Origin of the sequence: Dehalococcoides mccartyi 195 (genome assembly GCF_000011905.1) — a bacterium.
Taxonomy (GTDB): Bacteria; Chloroflexota; Dehalococcoidia; order Dehalococcoidales; family Dehalococcoidaceae; genus Dehalococcoides; species Dehalococcoides mccartyi.
Genome location: NC_002936.3, coordinates 1,355,187 through 1,378,632 on the forward strand (window position 1 = coordinate 1,355,187; position 23,446 = coordinate 1,378,632).

Annotated in this window: 24 protein-coding genes, 1 other RNA gene and 1 pseudogene; 11 read left to right on the plus strand and 15 right to left on the minus strand. The window is 46.0% G+C overall.

Annotated features, from left to right (window positions below; genetic code table 11):
* Positions 1-30: 30 nt before the first annotated feature.
* Positions 31-807, minus strand: a complete 777-nt coding sequence (locus DET_RS07690; RefSeq protein ID WP_010937176.1) for a winged helix-turn-helix transcriptional regulator — start codon at positions 805-807, stop codon at positions 31-33.
* Between the two features lie 121 nt (positions 808-928).
* On the opposite strand from DET_RS07690, the gene DET_RS07695 reads away from it, so the two are divergent.
* Together DET_RS07695 and DET_RS07700 are read left to right on the plus strand one after the other, a co-directional pair.
* A complete protein-coding gene (locus DET_RS07695) occupies positions 929-1,447 on the plus strand; it encodes a GyrI-like domain-containing protein (RefSeq protein ID WP_010937177.1) in 519 nt (172 codons plus the stop codon).
* Between the two features lie 25 nt (positions 1,448-1,472).
* A complete protein-coding gene (locus DET_RS07700; protein ID WP_010937178.1) occupies positions 1,473-1,907 on the plus strand; it encodes a flavodoxin family protein in 435 nt (144 codons plus the stop codon).
* Between the two features lie 109 nt (positions 1,908-2,016).
* Here DET_RS07700 and DET_RS07705 read toward each other — a convergent pair whose 3' ends face one another.
* From DET_RS07705 to DET_RS07720, 4 genes are read right to left on the minus strand one after another with little or no spacing between them, the layout of a single operon-like run.
* A complete protein-coding gene (locus DET_RS07705) occupies positions 2,017-3,414 on the minus strand; it encodes an MFS transporter (RefSeq protein ID WP_010937179.1) in 1,398 nt (465 codons plus the stop codon).
* 51 nt (positions 3,415-3,465) lie between these two features.
* On the minus strand, positions 3,466-5,196 hold the full coding sequence (locus DET_RS07710) for a ferrous iron transporter B (protein ID WP_010937180.1): 1,731 nt from the start codon (positions 5,194-5,196) through the stop codon (positions 3,466-3,468).
* Entirely contained in the window at positions 5,193-5,438 is a 246-nt protein-coding gene (locus DET_RS07715; RefSeq protein ID WP_010937181.1) for a FeoA family protein, read from the minus strand. Before DET_RS07715 ends, DET_RS07710 begins: the two co-directional genes overlap by 4 nt.
* Positions 5,439-5,477: 39 nt before the next feature.
* The gene (locus DET_RS07720; protein WP_010937182.1) at positions 5,478-5,903 is read right to left on the minus strand and encodes a Fur family transcriptional regulator; all 426 of its coding nucleotides are present in this window, start codon (positions 5,901-5,903) and stop codon (positions 5,478-5,480) included.
* A 74-nt stretch (positions 5,904-5,977) separates the two neighbouring features.
* On the opposite strand from DET_RS07720, the gene smpB reads away from it, so the two are divergent.
* The 3 genes and pseudogenes from smpB (at position 5,978) to DET_RS07740 (ending at position 8,383) form a co-directional block, all read left to right on the plus strand.
* A complete protein-coding gene (gene smpB, locus DET_RS07725; RefSeq protein WP_010937183.1) occupies positions 5,978-6,496 on the plus strand; it encodes an SsrA-binding protein SmpB in 519 nt (172 codons plus the stop codon).
* Between the two features lie 14 nt (positions 6,497-6,510).
* Positions 6,511-6,862: a transfer-messenger RNA gene (gene ssrA, locus DET_RS08440) on the plus strand.
* A 406-nt stretch (positions 6,863-7,268) separates the two neighbouring features.
* Positions 7,269-8,383: pseudogene (locus DET_RS07740) on the plus strand (IS3-like element ISDsp1 family transposase).
* A gap of 206 nt (positions 8,384-8,589) precedes the next feature.
* On the opposite strand, the gene DET_RS07745 reads toward DET_RS07740, so the two are convergent.
* The 4 genes from DET_RS07745 to DET_RS07760 all read right to left on the minus strand — a co-directional run bounded on the left by DET_RS07745 (position 8,590) and on the right by DET_RS07760 (position 12,631).
* Positions 8,590-10,068 carry a DUF2779 domain-containing protein gene (locus tag DET_RS07745; RefSeq protein ID WP_010937185.1) on the minus strand — a complete coding sequence of 493 codons (1,479 nt, stop codon included), beginning with the start codon at positions 10,066-10,068 and terminating at the stop codon, positions 8,590-8,592.
* A gap of 137 nt (positions 10,069-10,205) precedes the next feature.
* Entirely contained in the window at positions 10,206-10,748 is a 543-nt protein-coding gene (locus DET_RS07750) for a hypothetical protein (protein ID WP_010937186.1), read from the minus strand.
* Positions 10,749-10,763: 15 nt separating this feature from the next.
* On the minus strand, positions 10,764-11,312 hold the full coding sequence (locus tag DET_RS07755) for a zinc ribbon domain-containing protein (protein ID WP_010937187.1): 549 nt from the start codon (positions 11,310-11,312) through the stop codon (positions 10,764-10,766).
* Positions 11,309-12,631 carry an AAA family ATPase gene (locus tag DET_RS07760; RefSeq protein WP_234943813.1) on the minus strand — a complete coding sequence of 441 codons (1,323 nt, stop codon included), beginning with the start codon at positions 12,629-12,631 and terminating at the stop codon, positions 11,309-11,311. Before DET_RS07760 ends, DET_RS07755 begins: the two co-directional genes overlap by 4 nt.
* 147 nt (positions 12,632-12,778) lie before the next feature.
* On the opposite strand from DET_RS07760, the gene DET_RS07765 reads away from it, so the two are divergent.
* The 4 genes from DET_RS07765 to DET_RS07780 all read left to right on the plus strand — a co-directional run bounded on the left by DET_RS07765 (position 12,779) and on the right by DET_RS07780 (position 15,751).
* Positions 12,779-13,249: a hypothetical protein gene (locus tag DET_RS07765; protein WP_010937189.1), complete on the plus strand. Its 471-nt coding sequence runs from the start codon at positions 12,779-12,781 to the stop codon at positions 13,247-13,249.
* Between the two features lie 113 nt (positions 13,250-13,362).
* Positions 13,363-14,355, plus strand: coding sequence for a helix-turn-helix transcriptional regulator (locus DET_RS07770; RefSeq protein WP_041223413.1), 993 nt, complete (start codon positions 13,363-13,365; stop codon positions 14,353-14,355).
* Positions 14,356-14,727: 372 nt separating this feature from the next.
* Positions 14,728-15,339 carry a nucleotidyltransferase domain-containing protein gene (locus tag DET_RS07775; RefSeq protein ID WP_010937191.1) on the plus strand — a complete coding sequence of 204 codons (612 nt, stop codon included), beginning with the start codon at positions 14,728-14,730 and terminating at the stop codon, positions 15,337-15,339.
* Positions 15,314-15,751 carry a hypothetical protein gene (locus DET_RS07780; RefSeq protein WP_010937192.1) on the plus strand — a complete coding sequence of 146 codons (438 nt, stop codon included), beginning with the start codon at positions 15,314-15,316 and terminating at the stop codon, positions 15,749-15,751. Before DET_RS07775 ends, DET_RS07780 begins: the two co-directional genes overlap by 26 nt.
* 218 nt (positions 15,752-15,969) lie before the next feature.
* Here DET_RS07780 and DET_RS07785 read toward each other — a convergent pair whose 3' ends face one another.
* Complete coding sequence (locus tag DET_RS07785; protein WP_010937193.1) at positions 15,970-16,257, minus strand: hypothetical protein; 288 nt, start codon at positions 16,255-16,257, stop codon at positions 15,970-15,972.
* A gap of 27 nt (positions 16,258-16,284) precedes the next feature.
* Positions 16,285-17,802, minus strand: coding sequence for a reductive dehalogenase (locus DET_RS07790; RefSeq protein WP_010937194.1), 1,518 nt, complete (start codon positions 17,800-17,802; stop codon positions 16,285-16,287).
* A gap of 232 nt (positions 17,803-18,034) precedes the next feature.
* Between DET_RS07790 and DET_RS07795 the strand changes: the two genes are divergently transcribed.
* On the plus strand, positions 18,035-18,511 hold the full coding sequence (locus DET_RS07795; protein WP_010937195.1) for a MarR family winged helix-turn-helix transcriptional regulator: 477 nt from the start codon (positions 18,035-18,037) through the stop codon (positions 18,509-18,511).
* Between the two features lie 246 nt (positions 18,512-18,757).
* Here DET_RS07795 and DET_RS07800 read toward each other — a convergent pair whose 3' ends face one another.
* The 4 genes from DET_RS07800 to DET_RS07815 form a co-directional block, all read right to left on the minus strand.
* The gene (locus DET_RS07800) at positions 18,758-19,027 is read right to left on the minus strand and encodes a hypothetical protein (RefSeq protein WP_010937196.1); all 270 of its coding nucleotides are present in this window, start codon (positions 19,025-19,027) and stop codon (positions 18,758-18,760) included.
* A gap of 20 nt (positions 19,028-19,047) precedes the next feature.
* Positions 19,048-20,571: a reductive dehalogenase gene (locus tag DET_RS07805; RefSeq protein WP_010937197.1), complete on the minus strand. Its 1,524-nt coding sequence runs from the start codon at positions 20,569-20,571 to the stop codon at positions 19,048-19,050.
* Between the two features lie 197 nt (positions 20,572-20,768).
* Positions 20,769-21,398 carry a response regulator transcription factor gene (locus DET_RS07810; protein WP_010937198.1) on the minus strand — a complete coding sequence of 210 codons (630 nt, stop codon included), beginning with the start codon at positions 21,396-21,398 and terminating at the stop codon, positions 20,769-20,771.
* A 178-nt stretch (positions 21,399-21,576) separates the two neighbouring features.
* On the minus strand, positions 21,577-22,269 hold the full coding sequence (locus tag DET_RS07815; protein WP_010937199.1) for a winged helix-turn-helix domain-containing protein: 693 nt from the start codon (positions 22,267-22,269) through the stop codon (positions 21,577-21,579).
* A 524-nt stretch (positions 22,270-22,793) separates the two neighbouring features.
* On the opposite strand from DET_RS07815, the gene DET_RS07820 reads away from it, so the two are divergent.
* Positions 22,794-23,279, plus strand: coding sequence for a MarR family winged helix-turn-helix transcriptional regulator (locus tag DET_RS07820; RefSeq protein WP_234943814.1), 486 nt, complete (start codon positions 22,794-22,796; stop codon positions 23,277-23,279).
* The last annotated feature ends 167 nt before the right edge of the window (positions 23,280-23,446 follow it).

The window sequence follows — 23,446 nt, forward strand, 5'->3', positions numbered from 1 at the left end:
GGCTGTTTTTGTCTGCCCTGAACTTACGAACTAGAGACTGGTCAGCGAGTATTCAATATTGCGGTCTTTAAGGCTGGATACCAAAGCGTATACATCTTCTTCGGTACAAACCACCGCTGAAGACAGCCCGTGCAAAGCGGCATCTATAACTACTCCGGAAACATCATAAAGGTAATCGGGTTCTATTCCGGCCCGGTGCAGTGCCGCCACAGATTCAAGCCCGATTGCCCCTACATGACTAACCCCTTTGAGTCTGGTTTTCAAAAGCTCCAAATCAATATGCCGCGAACCGCCTTTGGCAATACCCGGCACAACCAGCACTGCCACCAGCCCGTAGCTGAATTCAATCAGCCCCTGTATATCGCGTACGCCCACATCTTCGCCGGCTTTGGCATCAGCTTCGGCAATCCCGGTGGACTTGGTCTGGCAATCAGCAGTGGCATACAACAGGCCATTTACCATTTTCAGGCCTACCTGTTCGCCCTGTTTTATATCCTTTTCGGCAATAGCGGGTGATATCACTATCCCGTTTATGACACTGTCTATCCCGTCAAAATAGGCCTTTACCTCCCGGACATTCTTAAGCACCCAGTTTACCCCTTCGCGGGTTATCTGGTAGCGTGAACGCCCCAAATAGGTAATCATGCTTTCGCCTTCCAGCTGGCTTATATAGTCTGAAACGGCCTGCGGGGTGATAGACAGCTCTTGGGCTATAGCCCTCTGCTGAATAGTAGGCCCGTGAGTAGCTATCTCAATAAGTATCTGGAAACGAGTGGCAAAACTCTTGTTTCTAAGTATCTCTACCATATCGGGCTTATTATAACCGCAAAGTACCCTCCTTACAATCCAGCCATTTATAAAAGCAGTCTTAAACAAGGCCGCAAGGAGTGTTATACTTACCATAAATATTCCGGATAAGGAGGTGCTGATGTCACCGCGCAAACTCAAGACTGATCCTGTAATACTGGAAATGCCAGATCAAAAGATGGCGGTTGTCAGGGGAAAGGGTGCTCCGGACAAGGTTTTCTCCCAAATATTCCCGGCTTTGTTTGGCTCTGTATATACCCTGAAATTTGACCTGCTGAAGAAGGGATTAGAGTCATTTAAAGTAAGTTGCCCGCGTGCCCGTTACCCTGATGCCCATTTATATCCAAAGGATGAATGGGTGATTATTGCCGGTATACCGGTACCTGAAAATATAACTTCACTGCCCCAGAAAGAACCCGGTACCGAGGTAAAGCTGGAAACTTGGGAATACGGCACGGTAGCCCAAATCCTGCATTTGGGGTCTTACGATCAGGAAATGGAATCTGTGGAACGCCTGCACAGGTTTATCGCCGCAAACGGTTATGAGATATCCGGCCCGCATGAGGAAGAATATCAATCCAAACCGGATGCCAAAGTACTAAAAACCCTTATCCGCTACCAGATAAAGAAACAAAAATAAACCGGGTACAAGACAAGGATACATCATGAAATCTTTGGTTATATATGATTCATTTTATGGCAACACCGAGCAAATTGCCCGGTCTGTAGCCAGTGCTATCGGCAGTGGTGCTGAGGTATGCAGAGCAACCGAAATCAGTCCGTCAAAACTGCTTACCTTTGACCTGGTCATATTCGGCTCGCCGACTCAGGGCGGCCGTCCTACCAAACCCTTGCAGGAATTGATTAAAAATCTTCCCACCTTGAAAGGTATTAAGGTAGCATCATTTGATACCAGATTTTCCAACCCGATAGTCAAGATATTTGGCTTTGCCGCTGACCGCATAGCCGCATCGCTGACCCAAAAAGGCGGACAGCTTTTAGCCCCGCCGACCTGGTTTTTCGTAGAGACTGAAAAAGGCCCTCTAAAAGAAGGCGAACTTGAACGTGCCGCCGCTTGGGCACAGGAACTCATAAAATGATTTGGGGGTGGTAGCCTGCCCTTATAGCCGTATAAACCAGATGATTACCGGCAAACAGTAAAGCAGGCAGCCACCTTCTTTATCAAGTGAAATAGACCTAATAGCCAGCTCAGGCCTTGCGGGTATTTCCTCTGGACAGGGACGCAAAGATACCCAGAAAACACAGCGTAGTAAAAAGTATCATAGCGGTACGCATGCTGGTCAGAAAACCTTCATAATTCTCCGGACCAATCTGAACCGGCCCCAGTATCAGGGAAAACAGGAACATAACCACCGCCAAGCTTATCATCTGGCCGGAAAGACGCATGGTGGAAAGCGTTCCTGAGGCCACCCCGTAGTGTTTTCTCTCAACCGAACTCATAACCGCATTGGTATTTGGAGAAGAAAACAGGGCAAAGCCCAACCCCAGTAATATCAATGCAGTTATTATAAATACCAGCGGAGTGTCCGTGCTCAGGGTTGACAAGAGGGCCAGCCCGATAGTAGTTAAGCCCATACCGGCAGTAGCCACAAAACGCGGTTGAATGCGGTCTGAAAGCCTGCCGGCAAAAGGCGACAGACAAGCCTGAACAATGGGCATAGCCACCAGTACCAACCCGGCAGATTGGGGACTGAAACCTTTTATATACTGTAAATACAGGCTCATCAAAAAGCCCACCCCGAAAGTAGCACTGTAATTTATAAGAGCCGCCAGATTGGACAAGATAAACGGACGGTTACGTTTAAACAAACGCACATCAAAAATAGGGCTGGTGAAATTCAGTTCCCGCCAAATAAACACGCTGAAAGCTATAAGGCCTGCCAGTATATACCAGACTGCAGTCGGGTCAGGCAAAATGGTAGTGCCGGCCATAGCCGCCACCACCCCAAGCCCATATACCAGTGAACCCAGATAATCAAATTTTTCGCCCTTGGATTCGGCCATATCCCAGCCGCGCATCTTCCAGAAAATAAACCCGATAACCAGTAAACCCAAAGGCACATTTGACCAGAAAATACTCCTCCAGCCAAAGTTTTGGGTAAGAAAGCCCCCCAGAAAAGGCCCGGCAGACAAACCTATATATACTGCCGCTACATTTATCCCCAGCACCCGTCCCCGCATACCGGGAGGAAAAGCCGAAATGAGAATGGGAGCAGAAGTACCGAATATACCGGCACCGCCCACACCCTGAATAATCCGGCTGAATATCAGCCAGCCTTCATTGGGAGAAAGTGCAGAGGAAATTGAAGCCAGAGTATAAATAATGATGCCGATAGTCAATATACGTTTGCGCCCGTAGATATCCGCCAGCCTTCCGCAAGGCACCAGACAGACCACTGCCGCCAGAATAAAGGCGGTGGCTATCCAGCTAAGGTGGACGGCATCAATACCGAATTCTTCGCCCATGGAGGGCAAAGCGATATTTATAGATGATGAAATAAAAGGAGTCAGGAAGGCACTTAAGGTCGTAACCACCAATACGGCTTCCTGACTTATCTGTCTCTTGGGCAAATCTGGCTGAGTCATAATCTACTTATTATAATCCAAATAGCTCTGGCAGAAAAATCAAGCCCTTTTTCAGAGAATAAGATTCATCAACCCGCCCACCCCGAAAGCCGCAATCAGCATGACCAGTACTGATTTTAAGGCATCTCTCTTTCCCAGTTCGCGGAAAAGTATTACCAGCGAAGCAATGCAGGGAAACAGCATGGCCAGCACCAAACTGGCAACCACCAGTTGTTCAGGCCCCATATCCAGAGGACCCATCAGCGCCATAGCCGCATCCTTACGCAAAAAGCCCACCACCAGAGGCACAGCCGCTTCAGCCGGCAAACCCAGAATGCCGGTCACCACCGGCTCAGCCACCTTGGCGATAACATCAAATACTTTAGTGAAATTTAGTATATTTATAACTGCCACTACCCCCAGTATGATAGGCAAAGCCTCTTTCAGAAAACTTTTAATCCTGAAGGCCAGCTTTTTAAATACCAGATTGACAGGGGGCAGGCGATAGGGAGGCACTTCCAAAAGGAGTTCGGGACTGAAACCGGGGGTAATCTTGTTCAGAATCATACCCAGCCCCAGCCAAACCGCAAACAGAGTGCCGAACACCAGAAAAACATACTCCACCCCGAATCCCCCCAGCATGCCAATTATCATGGCCTGCAGAGAAACGCAGGGCACCGCCACTGAGACCAGAGTAGCCGCAATAAAACGCTCACGACGGCTTTCCAGGCTGCGGGTAGCCATAATAGCCGGCACGTTACAGCCCAAACCCAGCAAAGTGGGTATAAAGGCAAATCCATGAAGGCCCAAATGGTGCATTACATTGTCCAGCAGCACCGCCAGACGGGGCAGATAGCCGGTATCTTCCAGTATGCCCAAAACCAAATAAAAGGCTACTATGTACGGCAAAACCATGGCAAACGGCACATACAAACCGCTGGTAAGGAGTCCCAGAGACTCTTTGAAGTTTATTTCCCCGCCGGACACATTACCCACCAGCAGTCCGTGCAGAAAACCACTGCCGCCTAAAGCATCGGAAAGAGAATGCACTACCGGTGCCCACAGGTTATCGAAAATGGGGTCAAATACATAACTTATCAGCCCCTCGCCCACAAAACGGACCACCATAAAAACTGCCGCCATAATCAGCATAGCCATAAACACACCCAAAACAGGGCTCACACTGGCATCCGCCAGCCTTTCCCCAAGGGTGTGGTGTCTGTGGGTTATTTGCTGTACTTGGTGAATAATACCGCCGATACGTTGCCAGCGTTCATCCTGCCCCTGTACGGCCAGAGAAGGAATTTGGGGTGAAAGCAACTGTACCACCAACTGTTTTATACCCTCGCCGCTGGTAGCCGAGGTTGGAGCTATGGGCACGCCCAGTATTTCCGAAAGCCTATCCAGCTCTATTTTTATGCCCTTGTGGCGGGTCTCATCCCACATATTCATAGCGATAACAGTAGGCAAACCCCTCTCCAGAAGCTGCTGAGTAAGATACAGATTTCTTTCCAGATTGGTGGCATCTACTACGTTCAGAATTATTACTTCGCCCTCTTTGTCAGCCGCCACTTCGTCCAGCATCCGTCTGGCCACTATTTCCGCTTCGCAGGTAGGCTCAAGTGTATAAGAACCGGGCACATCTATAACCTCGGCAATTTCATCACCCAGTTTCATCTGGCCGCGGCTAAAGGTGACCGTAGTACCGGGATAATTGGCAGACATGGTTTGGACACCGGTCAGGCGGGTAAAGACCACACTTTTACCCACATTCGGGTTGCCAAAAAGCAAGACCTTTTTCATATACCGGTAACTTCCACCATTACTTTGGAAGCCATGCCATGCCCCATGGCCAGCTGGGTGCCGTCAACCTTTACGGTAACCGGTCCTTTAAATGACATAGCGCTGATTTTGGTCAATTCCTTGCCCGGCCTAAGCCCCAAAGCTGCCAGTCGGTTATTAACCGCTGTGCCGCCCTCTATGCTGCACACCCGGGCACGGCTGCCATTTTTCAGGTTTGTTAAAGAAACTATTTCTTGAGCCATATGTATCCTTGTCTATATCTTATAATTTCTATGCTAAATTTACCGGGAATCTTCATTTTTAGAGCAGCTGTCACAATAACCGCTGAAACGCAGGTCTGTATTCAAAACCCGAAAACCGCTGGCTTCAGGCACATTGCTCAATATATATTCCAGCGGATACTTGAACTCCACCACCTTGCCGCAACCCAAACAAAGTAAATGATAATGCTCACCACCGGTCTTTATTTCGTAGTAGTGGGTATGCTCATCCAGATGGATTTCCTCTATAAGCCCGGCTTCCTTAAGGGTTTTTAAGTTGCGGTAGATAGTCCCCAGGCTAATCCGGGGGAATTTCTTCTGCACTTTCTGATAAATATCCACCGCGGGCATATGCCCCTTGGCTCTGGATAAAACCTCCAGCACAGCCTGACGCTGGCGGCTGGCACGTGTGCCAATTTGGATATTCCCGGGTAGAGAACTAGTCATCTCTCTGCTCCCTTGTTATCAGTAATGATTACTGTTATTAGTATATGACAGGGGATACTCTCTGTCAAGCGCCAATGCATTATGCCCGGATTGTAAGCAATCTGCATCTGGGGTATGATATAATACATATGGCAGAATACGTAACCCTGACAACTAACCGCAAGGCATTTCACAACTATTTCCTGGAAGAAAAATACGAAGCCGGGATAATGCTGCTGGGCACGGAGATAAAATCCCTCCGAAGCGGCAGAGTAAATATGGGAGATGCCTATGTAAAGCCCCAGAGGGGCGAACTCTGGCTGGTAAATGCCCATATTTCAGCCTACGAGTGCAGCGGACATACCAGCCATGAACCAATGCGGGAACGCAAACTGCTGATGCACCGCAAGGAAATAGCCCTGCTCATGTCAAAGGTCAAAGAAAAAGGGCTGACACTGATACCGGTTCGTATTTACCTAAAAAACGATATCGCCAAGGTAGAGCTGTCACTGGGGCGGGGTAAGAAGCTCTATGACAAAAGGGATACCATAACCAAGCGGGACACCGAACGCGAACTTGAGCGGGAGGTCAAATACCGCAATTTCCGCCGCTAGTTACCAATTTTTATGGGGACGCGTGGTTTCGACAGGGAAGGTAGGCTACTGGATTGCAGGCTGAGGTGCCATCCACCTCATTAAACAGGTGGCAAAAAACAACTGGCGAACGTGAACTCGTTCTTGCTGGCTAAATAAGACAGCACATCCTGCTTGGCCCCACCTCAACGGGTCAGGTTTGGGTGCCGATTAGTTGAGGTGCCGTTTCCCCAACGCCGATGAGGGGGACGAAAGAAATATCGGCTGGTTTGGCTAAATTAGGCCGGCAAAAGCTAGCCAGACAAGATTAAATAGACGGATAATCCTGTAGTAGATCCTGGGTCACCTTTTCTGGACGGGGAGTTCGACCCTCCCCCGTCTCCACCAGAAACACGGACGAGCCGCTAGGTTCATGACTTAATGGCTCGTTTAAAATATGAATCTTAGATTCTTTCTTTGAAACTGCCACCTGAAAGATAGGCCTGAAGGGTGGCTTGGCTTTAACTGCTATTATCGAGCGATGCTCTTTCACATCCACATAGACCGCATCCAGCATGGTAAGGAGTATCTTTCTCTGCTCTGATAAGTTGGCTTTACTCCAAAGTTCAGGCAGGTTAAGAATAAGATTCCCGGCTTCTTGAGCCGCGTCGTAGTCAGGTACAACCAGTGATTCCAGACTGAGTTCCAAGAGTTTCTTCTGCCTTGAGTATTCTTCTTCCGGTATAAGTGACCTGCCCCCCGAAAACGAGCCCAGTTTCATGTTAGACTGGAAAATAAGAAAAGGGGAAATCAGATGCCCAGGAAATCTTTTACACCGGAACAGATCATCAATAAGCTTCGCGAGGCTGAGATACTCATCAGCCAGGGAACTACACTTGCAGTCATGCTAAAGAAGATTGAAGTCAGTGACTGTACCTACTACCGCTGGCGCCAAGAATACGGTGGTATGCGTATTGAGCAGGCAAAACGCCTCAAAGAACTCGAAGTGGAAAACACCCGCCTTAAGAAACTTGTAGCCGATCTCTCATTGGATAAAGCTATTTTGAAAGAGGCCGCACGGGGAAACTCCTAAGCCCGCACAAGAGACAGCAGATAATTGAGAGAATTCAGAGTAACCTCAAGGTCTCCCAGAGGCGGGCATGCCAAGTACTATATCAATCCAGAGCTACTCAACGCCGCAGCCGGGAAATACCAGGTGAGGAGAAACGGCTGGTGGCTGATATCATTGAACTGGCTAGTAAGTACGGCAGGTATGGTTATCGGCGAATCACAGCGTTACTCAATGAAAGAGGCTGGAGAGTGAACCATAAAAGAGTAGAGAGAATTTGGCGTACCGAGGGACTCAGGGTGCCCAAGAAGCAGCCCAAGCGGAGTCGGCTATGGCTCAATGACGGTTCGTGCATCAGACTAAGACCGGAGCGTAAGAATCATGTCTGGAGTTATGATTTTGTCACTGCCAGAACCGCTGACGGCCGGGCTTTCCGGATGCTTAATATCATCGATGAATATACTCGTAAGTGTCTAGCCATAACGATCAACCGGCGATTGACTTCAGAAGACGTCATAGACCAACTCTTTAATCTATTCATTTTTAGGGGTATCCCGGAACATATAAGGTCAGACAACGGGCCCGAATTTACCGCCAAAGCAATACGCTAGTGGTTGACCCGACTTGGCATCAAGACTCTTTTCATCGAACCCGGCTCTCCTTGGGAGAATGGCTACATTGAATCATTCAACGGCAAACTGCGAGATGAATTATTGAACTTGGAGATCTTTACTACGCTTGCTGAAGCTCGGGTATTGATTACTGACTGGAGGAGGCAGTACAATCAAGTCCGGCTTCACAGCTCTCTTGGTTATCGTCCTCCAGCACCGGAGGCAATAATGGCAGTGGTAACTACTTAAAAAGTGGTATCACTATCGGGGGGCAGGTCAATTCATCTTGCAAATCAGGCCTATAATAGGCTACCTGAAGAATCCGTCTGGCTGAGAACATTTTAGCCAGCGTAAGAAGTATCCCCCACTTTACCAAATCACGTTTATCACCGTACCACTTATCTTTCACTGAACTCAACTCCTACATGCAAAAATAAACTATTAAACTAAAATACCTAACTCAAGAACTCTCTCAGTTTCTTCACTATTTCCACCATGCCCCCTGTGTCCTGTCCGCAATACACTTCTAAATCAGTTCGTATTTTCTGGATTTCCTCCCGGGTAAGATTGCCGAAAACAGATTCCATAAACTTAAGGCTGGCTGTCTGGCCTTCGGCTATTTCCAGATTATCGTAGCTGATTTGGGCAAGTGCCGGCATGACGTATTTGAGGGACGTGCTCCCTTTCTGCTTGGGGTGATAATAGCTGAAATCCTTGAAGGGTACGATAAGGTCTTTAATCCGCTCCAAAATACTGTTTATCCACTCACTATATTCGGGGAAAGCAGCCGAGAGCTCTTTTAACCTGGTTTTCTCAAAGCTTTCGTAATAAACCAAGATGCTCCCTTTCAGCCCAATATCCTTCTTAAGCTCTGCCAGAAAACCCGGGCGGGGGTCGCCCTTATCTTCGGCCAGATAAGAATAGTGTTTAACTCCGGAATCTATACTATCTTGGATATGGAGTGAAAACTGGAAAGGGATATTCTGATATGGCCTAGTGCCGTCATATATGGGCACAGCAGTGGCAAAGGTTTCAAAGTCCAAGTAATGCAGGGGATACTCCAGTTTATTCAAGAATGACGTTATTTCAGCAGACTTTACATAAGGTGTGGCACTGGTAACGCAATCTTTCTGGATTTGTTGTTTGGCATTCAGCTTTATGCCTGCGGGTATTTGGCTGATTTCTAAAATGCCCATCTGCTGAAGTTCCGGACAGATTTTGTTGCCGTAATAAAGAGTAAAGATATTATGTTCCGGTAAATCCAGCCAGCAGTCATCCTTAAGCGGGCAGGGATAAGGCGAATCACAATGCTTTCCAATAGTTGCTTCGGGGCAGGTTTCCGAATCCATAGTATCCAGCATGGCGCTAATATTTGCCTCTAAATCACAGGTATATTCAGCCAGCTTGTCGGTTAGATTTTCCGTAACGAACAATCCGGCTGAGTCTATCTCTCCGCTTTTAATGTAATCTTTATTAAGGTGCATAAGATAACAATCCCGCACCTTAAGCCCGGAAAACTGACAGCAAAGCCTTTGAAAGGCAATATCATAGAAATGCTCTTCTTTAACTTCGGTGGTGCTTTTAACTTCTATAATATCCCATTCATCGGCACCTGCAGGGTTAAGTATATCCACCCTGGAATAGAGCCGGTTGGTTAAAAATCCGGCTTCAAACAGGGGAAGGCGCACTAAAAGAGCCTCCCGTGTATCCTTCAGGTTTTGGCTGAAGTTTTCAGTTTGCAGGCTGATACCTTCAGGATAAAGAAGTTTGGCCAGTTCGCCTACCTGATGCCCTTGGTCAAAGGTGTGCTGGGTAGCAGGGCTAACCTCCGGCATATTTACAGAATCATTAGCGGATTCCCAGAGTAATTTTAAACACTGCAGGCCGGTTATATATTTAGATTTTGATAGGCTTTTTTGATAAATCAGTTTCATTCTCCCCCGGTTTATCGGTACAGATAAACTAGTATATTTACAGCACTTCCAAGCAGGCTATCTGTATACTAAGCCAATGCATCCGGGATAAACAACCCGTGCTTCAGCTAATATTTCAGCAACCTGCCCAATCAATACTAATAATACCCTCTCAGTTCATAGTCCCCGTCATGCCAGACATAGTAAATATATTCAGGCTCAACAAAAACAACGTTTATATAGGTATTGGTATAATCATCATAAGATATATTCCAGATATAGCCATCTGCCAGAGCCAGCTTCTGAAGTGCCAAACTTCGGTCCCAACCGGACAGACTCCAGCTAACCTTGTTTACGGCAGTGTTCAACCAGTTTTTCAGTGCTGTTACAGACGTAAAATACTTCTGAGGGTATTTGGCATTAAGCTGGTTTATCTGGTTAGTCAGATTGATAATCTGGCTGGATTTCTGGCTATTCTGGGAGTTAAGGGTGTTTACCTGTGAGTAAAGGGATATATTTTCAGTTATCAGGCCTTCCTTTTCGGCCGAAAGGGTATTATAAGAACTTTGGAGATTATCCTTTGCGGAAGCGGTATTGTTCCACTGGTAGCCCAGGAAACCGACGGTAGCCACCAGCAAGCCGCTTAGTATGCACAAGCCAATAAACCCCCTTCTAAACCAGTTCTGTTTGGTCTGGAGCATATCCGGCAAAACCACCTACTCCCCCGATAATGGAATTACATCAGACGGGGCAGATTCGGCCAAGTGACTTTCCATTATAGGGCTTTCGGTTAGCGGAGTATTCCGCCTCGAGCTGCCGCAATTTCTGCAAAAAGCATCACCTTCTCCCAGTTTGTTACCGCATTTGGCACAAAAAGACATCTGATTTCCCTTTTTATTTATTTCTGGCGTTTTCTTCAAAGCTGAAAGGGTATTTTTACCCGCAGTTTGTGTGGAAAACAATACAGAGTTTCTTCGGTTATCAAGCATGAAAGGGGCTAGCCAGCCGAACGGGACAAATAGTAATAATAACCAGACCAGGCTCCGCCCTTTCTGCCTGAGTACCCAGCCCACCAAAACCAACAGCCAGACAACATATGCCATTACAAAAACATAGTAGATATCCAGCCAAACGGTTTCGTCCAGTACCTGTTGCTGAGCCGAAGCGACCTGAGAGGTGATAAAAATAGCCAGATACCAGAGAGCTATAGGAATCACCCAACCCAGCACCAAACTCCAGTGGAGGTGTCTTTTAAACCAGTTCATTCGTTTTCCTTTCTTCTAGTTGCCTGAATAAAGCCTAAATGGCTGTTTTTTATCCCGTAGATATGCCGCAGGGCTTTATCAATATCGGCCGGACCAATCTGCAAGAGGTTATTCTGTGTATTACTTTTGGTTTGGCATTCAATAGCCAGACTGAAAACGACCTCCTGCAACTGGGCGGGGGTATAACATTCGCTATGGCGAGCCAGATAAAGCCTGGCATCCGGTGATAAACGAATCTTGCGGCAGAGCCGGTTTATAATCTCCTGCCGCTGGGACAGGTCAGGCCGCTTCAAGGTAATAACCCGGTCAAAACGGGAAGGGCGCCTTATCAGGGCATTATCCAGTGAATCCAGAAAATTGGTGGTGGCGATGGTGACTACCCCGAGGTTGGTTTCCAACCCGTCCAGTGCCGCCAGCAAAGCACTCAAGGGTGTAGCAGCTTCATTCCCGTATTCGTCCCTGCTTTTGCCTATTAAATCCAGGTCTTCTATAAACACAATCGACGGGCTGAGTTCGCGGGCAATTTCGTATAATTCATCTACATACCAAGCTTCCCGCAACTGGTAGCAGTCGGTGGTTATGCAGGTAATATCTTTGGCTCCAGACATAAGGGCTTTGCACACTATTGTTTTGCCGGTGCCAGGCTCACCAGCCAGCAGCAAACCTCTTTTCTTGGATATGCCCAAACGGGAAAGCCTGTCCTGTTGTTTCAGAAACTGAACCGAGTTCAGGTAAATATCATCCTTTACAGATTCCTCAAGGATAATACTGTCCCAACTTTGAGAACCGGGCTTGAGAAAGCGAAGTACACCCCCAAAACTGATACACTTCCCTTTGTAAAAGTTCTCCTTTTTGGCTAAAGCCTCAACCTGGACGGCAAAGTCATCCAGCAGGGCTTGGTTACCACGTTCCGCCTCCAGTTGCAAAGTAGCACCCCGACAGTTGCCATCCAGAGTTAAAACCAGACGGGTTTCATTCCGGGATATAAGTATCTGACCATTTGTCATCAGATTCAGAGTGGTTTCGGGGGAAATCTGAATATTGGCGTAGCTGGGCTGGTCTTCCCGGTAACCCAGTTTGCGGTAAATATCCCAGCCGGCTCTCTTTAAATAAGTTTCTACTGTCCAAGCCAGCAAATCACCATAGTAGTTTTCAAGAGCAACAGTGGCATAACAACGATGAGCCTCGCTAAAGAACTGGTCTATATCCGTCTGGTTTTTCTTCTGGCGTTTAAGATGAAGTTGTTTTGACATCGGCTGCCAGTCATCTCCATCCAAGGCCGCTTCCAGCATTTCCTCCTCATCCAGTATTTCTTCCATATTTATCACCTTTATCCAAATAAAGCAGATTATAACCATAGCCTGTGACAGGTATATGTCACACTTTTTTAAAGAATTTTTCTGTGACAGACAGCTGTCACAACTTTGGTTTAATATAAGTATTTACCATCCCCAAAGGAGGATTAAATGGTCTGGAATGATAACGAAACCGATAGGCAAATAGAACAGATAATAAACATCTTGGAGAAACAGCCTGAGCTGCTGAATACCGGCTTGAATCAACCCTTGAAATTCCACGCCCGCGAAGCTAATTTGGCAGTTGGTCAGGCCCAATTGATGCTTGTTAATGAGCAAGAAACTGAACTTTTTGTATTGGAAATTGTCCCGGCTGAAGCCACAGCTGAAGATGTGGGCCGTCTGCTTGCCTACGTGGAATGGCTGGGAAAAACCCTCTTAAATATCCCGGTTCAGCAGGAATTATCCGGCCAGCCTAACTGGTACCGGTCCGGCTCATTTAAAAAGCTTGCCAAGATACAGGGAATTATGCTGGCCCACTCTTTCAGCGAAGCTTCTTTGTGTGCGGCTAACGCTTGTCCAAACCTGTTTATGCGAAAATACGCCTTTAGCCTTAAGATAACCCCGGCGGATAGCGAGTAGACACTGGCTTCTTTAATTTACCCATTAAAACCAAAATTTACTTGCATTAACCACAGATGTATCTATCCAAACCCAACCCGGAGTTATATAATCAACAGAAATGTGAGGCGAACATGAGTCTGGTCAATGAAGACGGAAAACAGAATTGTTCAGCTAGGCTTTTAAAGGTTGAACACCTGCTTTACCAGAACCCTAACGGCATTCAGGTCAAAGATATCGCCCGCTTATGCCAAGTTTCCAAGAGAACTTCCTACCGTGACTTGAACGAACTTGAAACCACTCTCAAAATACCCCTTATCACCGACAAAAACGGCTACCATATAGCCGATAACTATTTCCTGCCCCCGATTCATTTTACCCTGACCGAAGGGCTATCTGTCTTTCTGGCTACCCGCCTGCTTTTCGGTTACAGTTGCACCTATAACCCGGATATTGAGTCCACCTTTACCAAGCTCAACTCCGTAATGCCTGCTCCCTTTCAGCATCAGATAAGCCAAACACTGGATAAAATGCACGACAAAGCAGCTGATAAAGAGAATATACAAACTATGGCTCTACTTTGCCGGGCCTGGGCGGAACAACGAAAAGTACAGATTTCTTATTGGACGCTGGGTAAGAAAGACTGCTCCACCCGGGAAGTCTCTCCCTATTTTATAGAACCGGCAGCCGCCGGACATTCTGCTTACCTGATCGGCCACTGCGGTAAAAGCAACGAAATGCGCACCTTTAAACTAGAGCATATTCAGTCCATAAAGATACTGGATGATAAGTATGCAATACCCCGGGATTTTGACATTGATAAATACCACTCTCCCTATTGGGGAATACTAGTAGACGGCGAAGTGAAAGATATAAAGCTCAGCTTTACCCCGGAAGTGGGCCGGATAATGACAGAGACCATTTTCCATCCCACTCAGGTAAACGAAACCCTGCCGGACCAGTCTGTACTGGTCAGCTTTCGGCTAGCCGATACGCCTGATTTTGTGTCCTGGGTGCTAAGCTGGGGGGAACGGGTGAAGGTTTTGGAACCGAGAGAACTAAGGGTAAAAGTGATAGAAACTGCCAGGGGGATGCTGGAAAGGTACGCAGTACAGGAAAAGAAGTAAATTCATTCTACCCTCTTGTCTAAGTGAATAGAACCAAAAGGGAAATTGTCTAATGATGAAAGGAGAATCCAAATGTGCAAACTTTATGAAGATATTTTGTAAGCAGTAAACCAACGAACTGGAATGTATTTGAAAAACCATTCAAACCCTCTGATTCAGGTCTAAACGCCAATAAATATAGCTCATTTTCGGATTATTGCGACCCTGAAAAAACTGTGCACGGGGAATATAGCAACCACAAAATATTAATCGTTTCTAACTGGTATAGAAAATGGGGCAAAACTTCATTCTACTGGGCAATCCCAAATCCTGAGGATTTCATTGATACAATGCTTGAATCTTGTAACCTTATAAGTTACAATTGTAACCAGTATGAGTACATTAAGAAATAAAGATATCATAGGAACTACCCTTTTCGGCAAAGCAAGGCGAGGCATTTTATCACTGCTCTACGGACATGCAGATGAAGAGTATTATCTGCGGCAGATTTCCCGCACTACAGGTATTGGGGTCGGACCGGTTCAGAGGGAACTGAAACAACTTACTGATTCTGGCATTATTCGGCGCAGAGTACATAATCAACAGGTATACTATCAGGCTAATCCGATGAACCCGGTATTTAAAGAGTTGAAAAGTCTTATAACCAAGACTTTTGGTATAACAGATATCTTTCACAGTGCGTTATTGCCATCTGCTAGCCTAATTAAGGTTGCGTTTATATTTGGCTCTATTGCCAGTGGCAATGAGGATAAAACCAGTGATATAGACATTATGGTAATTGGTGATATATCATTCGAAGATACGGTTGCCTTACTTTCAGATGCAGAAAAACAGCTCAACCGGGAAATCAACTCAGTAGTATATCAAACCTCTGAATTTCGGCAAAAAATCGGAAAGGATAATTATTTCATCAATAATGTATTAGAGGGTGAAAAAATTTTTATTATAGGCGACGTACATGGACTTGAAGAACTTACTAAATGACGGACGAATAAAAGAACATACACCAAGCAAACAGGAGATAAAGCAGCTTTTAGCCGTTTTTGACCGTGACATAACCGATGCCCAAATAGAGATCTTGAGTACAGACAGAAAATTTTCTACTGCGTATAATGCTGCTCTCACGATAGCCAGAATTGCTTTAGTCAGCAGCGGTTACAGGATCACGGGTGAAGGAAGCCATTATTGGACAATTCAAGCCTTAACTTTCATTTTACCATTAGATACAAGCATGATAAGAAAATTTGATAAATTCCGGCAGAAACGTAATATCAGTGGATATGAGATGACAGGGATGATTTCGGAACAAGATACTAAGGAAATGATTGATTTGGCACGAGAGATTCATAGTGTGGTGCTAAAATGGTTGTCAGAAAATCACCCTGAATTCATATAGGGATAAAATAACAAGGAGTTCGATGATCCCCCGTCTCTACCAAAGCTAATAACATGGCTTGTCCTTGCTAGGGCAGGGCACTTGAACGTAAAAATTCGGACGGGGAATATAGATTATCTAAAAACTCCTTATCTCTACGTAGAATTAAAACCATGGAAACAAAAGAAGGGGGGAGCAAGCTTCCCCTCCCTCAAAATACCGAATACAATTTGCCTAAACTAGGATTGTTTAGCTCTTCTGGCTACCAGCTGCCAGGCAACCAGCATAAGTATCAAGGCTGGTACACCTATAATCGCAAGCCCCATCCAAGCTGCAAACGGGAAGATCTCTTCCATAGCTCCAAAAAAGTGCTGGATAGCCAGTAGAAGCAGAGCAAATCCTATGCCGCCTATCAGCCATTCGTACCAGCTTACCTTTAGATTCCGATTACGCAGCCAGTTGGTAATACCGAAAAGAGCCGCTGCAACAACAGCCCCGACCAGCATAAGGGGTATGAAATACTCCATATCAATATTCTCCTTTTTTTAAGTAGCTTACTGTCTCAACAGATTGGGATGAGTGCCATAGATAAACCATTCATCAGGGCTATTCCACCATGATGCGGGATCTTTATCCTGCTTGCCATAGTGCAGAACACCCTCCATGCTGGTAAAGAAGCTATTAAATATCGGGCTGGTGGCAACAGTTGATTTTACTATGCTGTGTACAAAGCTTCCGTCGCCAATGGCGTTGAACGGGCAGTTACTCTTACAGGCGCTGGCACAAGGCGTAAATGCACAGCTGAACAGGTTGCAACGCCAGCCTTTATAACCGGGAATGTTATACATTACCTTGCTGCCGCCGGCCTGTTTGTCATCAGCCCAGCTCTGGCCGCAATTATTATCCCAGCTACGATCAATACCGCGTTCCTGTATTGCACCTACAGGGCAGGTTTCAGCACAGATACCGCAGGTTTCGCAGAATTTGACGAACCCGGCATCTATCGGATTGGTTACCGGCAACGGCAAATCAGTATAAAAAACAGCGTGGGTGCGCAGCAAACCGCCATACTCAGGAGAACCGATAATCTGCCCCATACGGCAATGTTCACCGACACCGCTCCACATATCCCAAGCCACAGCAGACTGTAAATCATGGCCGTAGGTTACGTTATAACCCAAGCCACGGATAAACTGTTCAATAATGCTCTTGGCAAAGGCAACCCGGACATAAGACATTTCTTCGGTGCTGGCAAAACCCGAACCCGCCAGAGAGCGGCGCAGAAACCCGTCACACGAGATATTATGGGTGGCAATGACATACTTTTGCGAAGTGGGGATGTGGAAACTGGTATCATCTAAATAGGATTCGGTTATGCCCGAATCTAACACAATGTGTTTGTTGCCTCCACCGGACTCTGCACCCGTCCAGCCTACACCGGAATATTCCCAGATAAAGTTCTGGGATTTTTCATCCAGCATAGTGGTGCCAATCACCGGCCCCAAGCCGACCAGACTGAAAACGGCCCTTAGCATGGCTGCATTTTCTTCGGGTGTTCCCTGCCAGGCGGGTACGTTTATTTCACTGGGGCGGGGAGCTGGGATTACGGTTGGCATACAGTGCTGATTGAGGGCGTGACAATACCCGGAATGACCATAGGCAGAGGCCCAAAAGGAGCTTGCTAAAGCCTTATCCTTTATAGTCGGTCCGGCATAGTCAGGCCATATCTCCTCGGCTTTTGAGGTCACCGCCGCTTCCTGTTTTGCAGAGTTCTGATGGAAGGCCTGCGGGCCACCCGGAAAGGCCATCATCAAACTTGGATAATCCCAGTTTGAAAAACCGCGCAAATCACGGCGTTTCATCAGGTTCCAGTCTATTTCTATAGTGGGATTACCGTAGTCTCTTTCCTTGACCCACCAACCGCGTTTATTAGTTACCTTAGCTGAGCTGGCAAGTTCATCCAAGTCATGAAATTGAGGGACTACCGCCCCGGCAGAACCCAGGGTTACTCCGGCAAGACCAAGGCCTTTCATAAAGTCCCGTCTGCTTACAGTGCTGTGAAATTGGTTCATATTTACACTCCGTTCATATTATTTTGACGGGGAAGACCAGACTGATTTTGGACTATCTTCACCTCCTTATCTTTATAGACAGCTATAAATCCAGCTGCATATATGAGCTGCAGAGTTGTTTATCTATGTAGTTTTTCTATATAGATAAATTATATCACCTTAGTCAAGGGGATACTTGGTTTGAATATGAGAAAATTAACAGTTAAAATTGGGATGATAAGGAGATAAGAATATGTCTGATTTTTTCCTTTTTAATTTCGAGAATAAAAACATTGAGTTGTTCGGCATAATCATGCGGACCAGGAATATTCTCTATAAACTTTCCAAACGGAACCTGCATAGATTGGATATCAGCCCGGAACAGTCAACTATTCTTATGGTGGTAAAAAATAGTCCCACCGCCCCAACTCCCATCCAGATATCCCGCCAGCTTCTTAGAGAACCGCATACTATTGCTATTAATTTGAAACGAATGCAAAGCAAGGAACTGATTACTCTGGAGCAGGATTCGGAATGGAAAAACAGGATAAGGGTAAAACTGACTGAAAAAGGCCGCCAGCTTTGTGACGAATCTTATGCCCCCGAATTTTTTCAGGAAGTTTTTGAAGACCTGAACGAAAATGAAACTAACCAATTGAAGAGCATTTTGGAGAAACTTTTAGCAGCTAATATAAAGAGACTGAAAACTAAAGACCGGGAAGATATATAGGATTTTTACATAACCTAACTGACTCATGGTTAGTCAGTTTCAATAACAAAAGACAATTACTGCTAAGGGCAAACATAAACGGCTAACTGCCATATCCGTATGTCAATTTTTCTGCCCCCATATTTCTGTTCAGGCTGCAGTATCAGGCAGGATACTTTTGAGTGGTTTAAGCCAATTTCAGTCCCGCTGACAAATAAAGCGGGAGGTTTTGCCCTCCCGCTTATACGAGTTTAAACCGGTGGTATTCTAGGCTTTTTCTTTGTTACCGGCTATTAGCCGCCAGTCTACAACCCCCAGAATTATTCCAATAATGCCAAAGATGCCCATGCCTACCCAGGCAGCCTTGATATCATTTTCCGCCAGTGACCCGTAAAAATGCTGGACAGCCGCAAACAGTGACAGGGTGGCCAGAAGGGCAATCAACCATTGCCACCAGGTAATCTGTTTATTCTGCCTTATCAGCCAGTATATAGCCAAAGCAAAAACTGCTCCAACTGCTAAACCTATAAAATACATTTCTCTTCTCCTTTCATTTCCTAGGCCGTGGTATCAAAACCGTAGGTGGGTTGTTCAATATCCCAGAATTCCCACTGCGGTTTCCGCCCGTATTCCATAAACCTTTCCATATTAGCAAAGAAACCGTTGAAAACCGGTATATTGGTGGTGGTTACTTTGACCATGTCATGGATAAAGGACTGGGAAGTGGAGTTAAAAGGACAGGTACCCTGACAGGTGGGGCAGTGGGGACAATCCGCATTATTAGTCCTCCAGCCTTTATATTGACCCTGAGCCAGCCCGTTCTTAGCTGCTGCCGGATTTTCCCAGGTGGATTCGCCCTTCTGGATAAGACCAAAGGGACAGGCATCAGCACAAATACCGCAGGTCTCACAGAACTTGTAAGCCCCGAAGTCTATGGGTTTGGTGGGAGCTACCGGTAAATCAGTCAGAAGTGCCCATCCGCTAGCCCGGTTGGTTGTGCCGTTCTTGGGGTGAATGGCAGGGGAAGACATGCGGCCATGTTCACCCAGACCGGTTATAACGGCTAATGGATTAGAGAAATACAAGCCGCTCATATTCAAGCACTGATAACCCAAACCACGGATGAATTCCTGCATATGGCAAATCATTTTGACATAGCGGGCATAACAATACCACACCGTGAAGCTCTCAGTAATACCGGCCTGACGGCGAGTACCCTCAAAGCTCTGGCGGGCGGTAAAGGTAATAATGTATTTGCATTTGTTGGGTATGGCATATTCGTCATCAGTTTCATATGCTTCATCTATATCCTTAAAGGCAATCTGTTTACCGCCTGCATCCCCGGTGTTGAAGCCGCTGCCGGCACCCTTGACCTTGTGGAAGAATTTGACAGTATCGCTATCAAGTTCGGCACAGCCTACATCCTGACACCCCAAGAAGCGGAAGGCGTTTCGCAGGGTTTTGAAGTTTTCTTCAGGTGTACCCTGCCATTTCTGGGCACCAAAATCCTGCGGTCGGATAGTAGTAGCCGCCTGAGGGCCAAGGAAAGAACTGAAAGTGGCAGTACCGCCGGCTGCCAGTATGGCATTGCGGACATTAATCCTCTTACCGCCCTGATATATTTCGGCCGGCCACTGCCCCATCATCATGAATTTACAGGCATTATCCAAAGCAGTGGAACGTATATCACCCGCACCGGCATAACCTTTATCCCAACCCGGGAATTCCTTCTCACAGTAATCATACAGGGTCAGCGCTTCTTCAGGTGTTTCAAGGTCAGTCATATAACCGCCAATTACACCTGCAGCCTCAAACTCGGCCGCAGTAGGCCGGCGGTGAGATTTAAAATTGTTGGCATTCGGGCGTTCAAGAGTATTCCAGTCAATTTCTACCGTGGGGTCCTTGATTTCCCTCTCCCTGACATACCAGGGATATTTATTAACATTGGAACCGAAAGACGTTAATTCATCCACATCATGAAATACCGGCGCTGCTGCGGCTACCGCACCCAGCCCGGCCCCTGCGAGACCCAATCCCTTCATAAAGTCACGTCTGGATAGTGTACTATGAAGCTTTGACATACAGACTTCTCCTTATTTAACTTATTTCTGCCTGGTTTTATATCTTCTCCGGTCTCTCCCGGATGCCATTTATCAAATTCACCTCCCTTATAAATTAGGATTTACCCCGGTCAACTATTAATATCAGGCAAACAGCCATTCAGGGCTGACGGGAATGAAGGCCGCCTATTGCCGCCGTCAGCCAGATTTAGTTATTTTTATTCAAGCCAATAACCAACGCCTCTTTTCTGGATGATTTTGGAGTCGGATAATTTGCTTTTTAGCCTCCGCATATAGTAATGCAGTGTATCCAGACTGACTGTGTGTTTACCCCAGACGGCATTTATAAGGCTTTGGTACTCTATAAGATGCCCCTGATTCAGCTTCAGACAGGCATCAATCCGGTTTTCAGTAGGGGTAAGCCCTAACGGGGTTTTGAGATTAGGCATGTTACGGCCTGTATTTTTGCTGTCACCGCCGTCCGGCTTTTCCGGCGGGAGTTTGCGCTTGCGCCGGAGAATAGAATTAATCTTGGCTTTCAATTCTCTGGGATGAGGGGGCGAGCATATAAATGAGTCTGCCCCCATCTCAAGAATCTCGGAAGATTCATGGCGGTGGCCCAATACCAGTACAGGCATATAAGATAATTGAGCTATCAAAGGAGCTAATTCAGGTGGAAGCAATCTGAGGCAGGCCTGGTTCAGTATTACCAAATCCAGCCGGGATTGTGAGGCCTTTATAAGACCCTCAATCCCATTTTTTGCCCGTATGATTTGATAACCATCAGCTTTCAGCAGCGAAGCCAGCTCAACTGTGTTATCAATTAGGAGAATATTTTCTTCCGCCATCTTCAAATTCCAACCTGTATCAAGACCATATCACGCGAAAGTATCGAAACAGGTGGAGACTATACTTTTTTATAAGTATGTTTAATGAAGATTCGGTTTAATTTGGTGAAATTATGACGATATGTATTAGTTATAAATCAACAATCCATCTGCTGCGCCAGAGGAAGAACATGCTGTATTAGAACTGCCTGATAAGACTGTAACCCAACCCTCGTTCGGTAATAATAATCTTGGGGTACTCCGGATTTGCCTCTATTTTGGACCTAAGATTATGGATATGTTTTTTCAAAAGATTTAAATCCCCGCTGTATTCTGTACCCCATACTTTTTCAAGCAATATCCTGTAGGTAAGTACCTGACCGCTGTTCCGGGTGAGCACAGCCAGCAGACTAAATTCAATAGGCGTCAGATGGACAGGGGAACCGAACAGGGTTAATTCCCGCCGGTTAAAATTAACCTCCAGCCCGTTACTGATAGGTATCGTGCTTTCGGTCTTAAACCCCAAATTGAGGTTACGCCGCAACAATGCATTGGTAACCGCCTGGCATTCAATGCCGTTTATCGGCTTTTCCACACATTCATCTGCCCCGTCTTCCAGAAACTGAACCTTGCTGCCGATTTCCCCGATGGAATTCAGGATAATAATGGGTATATCAGAAAACTCCCGGATACTGATAATTATATTTTGGGCAGCAGCATCACATAAACAGGAATCCAAGAATATGATATCCGGCGAGATTGTTTCTATCAGGCCTATCCCGTCACTAATATTGTCAGATACCGTGTATTCCAGATTTTGATAACGGATTTTGAGGCACAGTACCAGGTCTTTTAAAACTTGTGAGTCATTGCATATTATTAATATTTTCATTGCATGCTGATTTTCCTTACCTCAAGATTAGTCTCCAGCACGGAACGGGTAAATTTACCGGTCCGCATACCATGGTGACACTTAAAATTAGCATGTAAACATTAGCCTTCCTAAATCATCTTCTAATTATCCACCCCCTTTTCTGTTACTTCCGGTGCAATTTTAAACACGAAAGAGACATTTTATATTCCCAATAAATAAATTTAACATACTAAGGTGCTGAAAAGGGTTAATATTGTGCTTAAAAAAGCTTATTCTATTGAAAATCCTGTTTAATATTGTGAATGTTGAACGATATGTTGCGGGCATTTTTAATATTACTCACCTCCAGTGTTTGAGATTAACAGTAATTAGTATATAATACGATTGTCTACCTAGACTATTTTATATTCACAGTTTAGGGTCTGCACATAGCATTGTCAATATCTACTAACATCATAGAGGGGAAATATTTAAGGGACTGCTTTATGATAATATATGGCAGTTAGGAACTAGTGATGATTAAAATCCGGTGGGAAGCTGACATGGGAAAAACCAATCATCTGACAAAAAATCACCTGCTCTGGATAATGATAACCCAGATTGAACACATAGTCGGGCAGGCATTTGCTCATGAATTAAGGAAAATAGGCCTGACACGTGAAAAATGGGCGGTTATCCATGAGCTGGTGTACTTAGGAGGAGAGTCTACCCCGTACAGGTTATCAAAGCGTTTCATTTACGAACCGCACTCTATTTCGGCCCTGCTCAGCCGCATGGAACGTGAAGGATTTATCCTGAAAACCAAAGACCTGGCCAAAAAAAATATGGTCAGGGTTTCCCTGACCGATAAGTCCAAAGAACTCTACCCCAAGGGCATTGAGATTTGCCAGGAACTCTTCACCGATATTATGGGGGATATCCCGGAGGGGGATGGAATAGGGTTTATGGAATCTGTAGCCCGGTTACGGGATTATGCCCTTGTTTCGGCGGCAAAAAGGAAAAACCTGACGCCCTTTAAATACGAATAGCCGCTGCCCGAAATATGAGTTTCAAAGTTCAGGATCTTTCAGCCCTCCAGCCTTTAACTACTCTCAGGCCTCCAGGCTGCCTGATTTACAGGCTTGCATTATTACAGAGTACGGGTAACTCACTTTTACTTTGGGCTATACCCATCTGAAGAAGTTTTTAATAATGG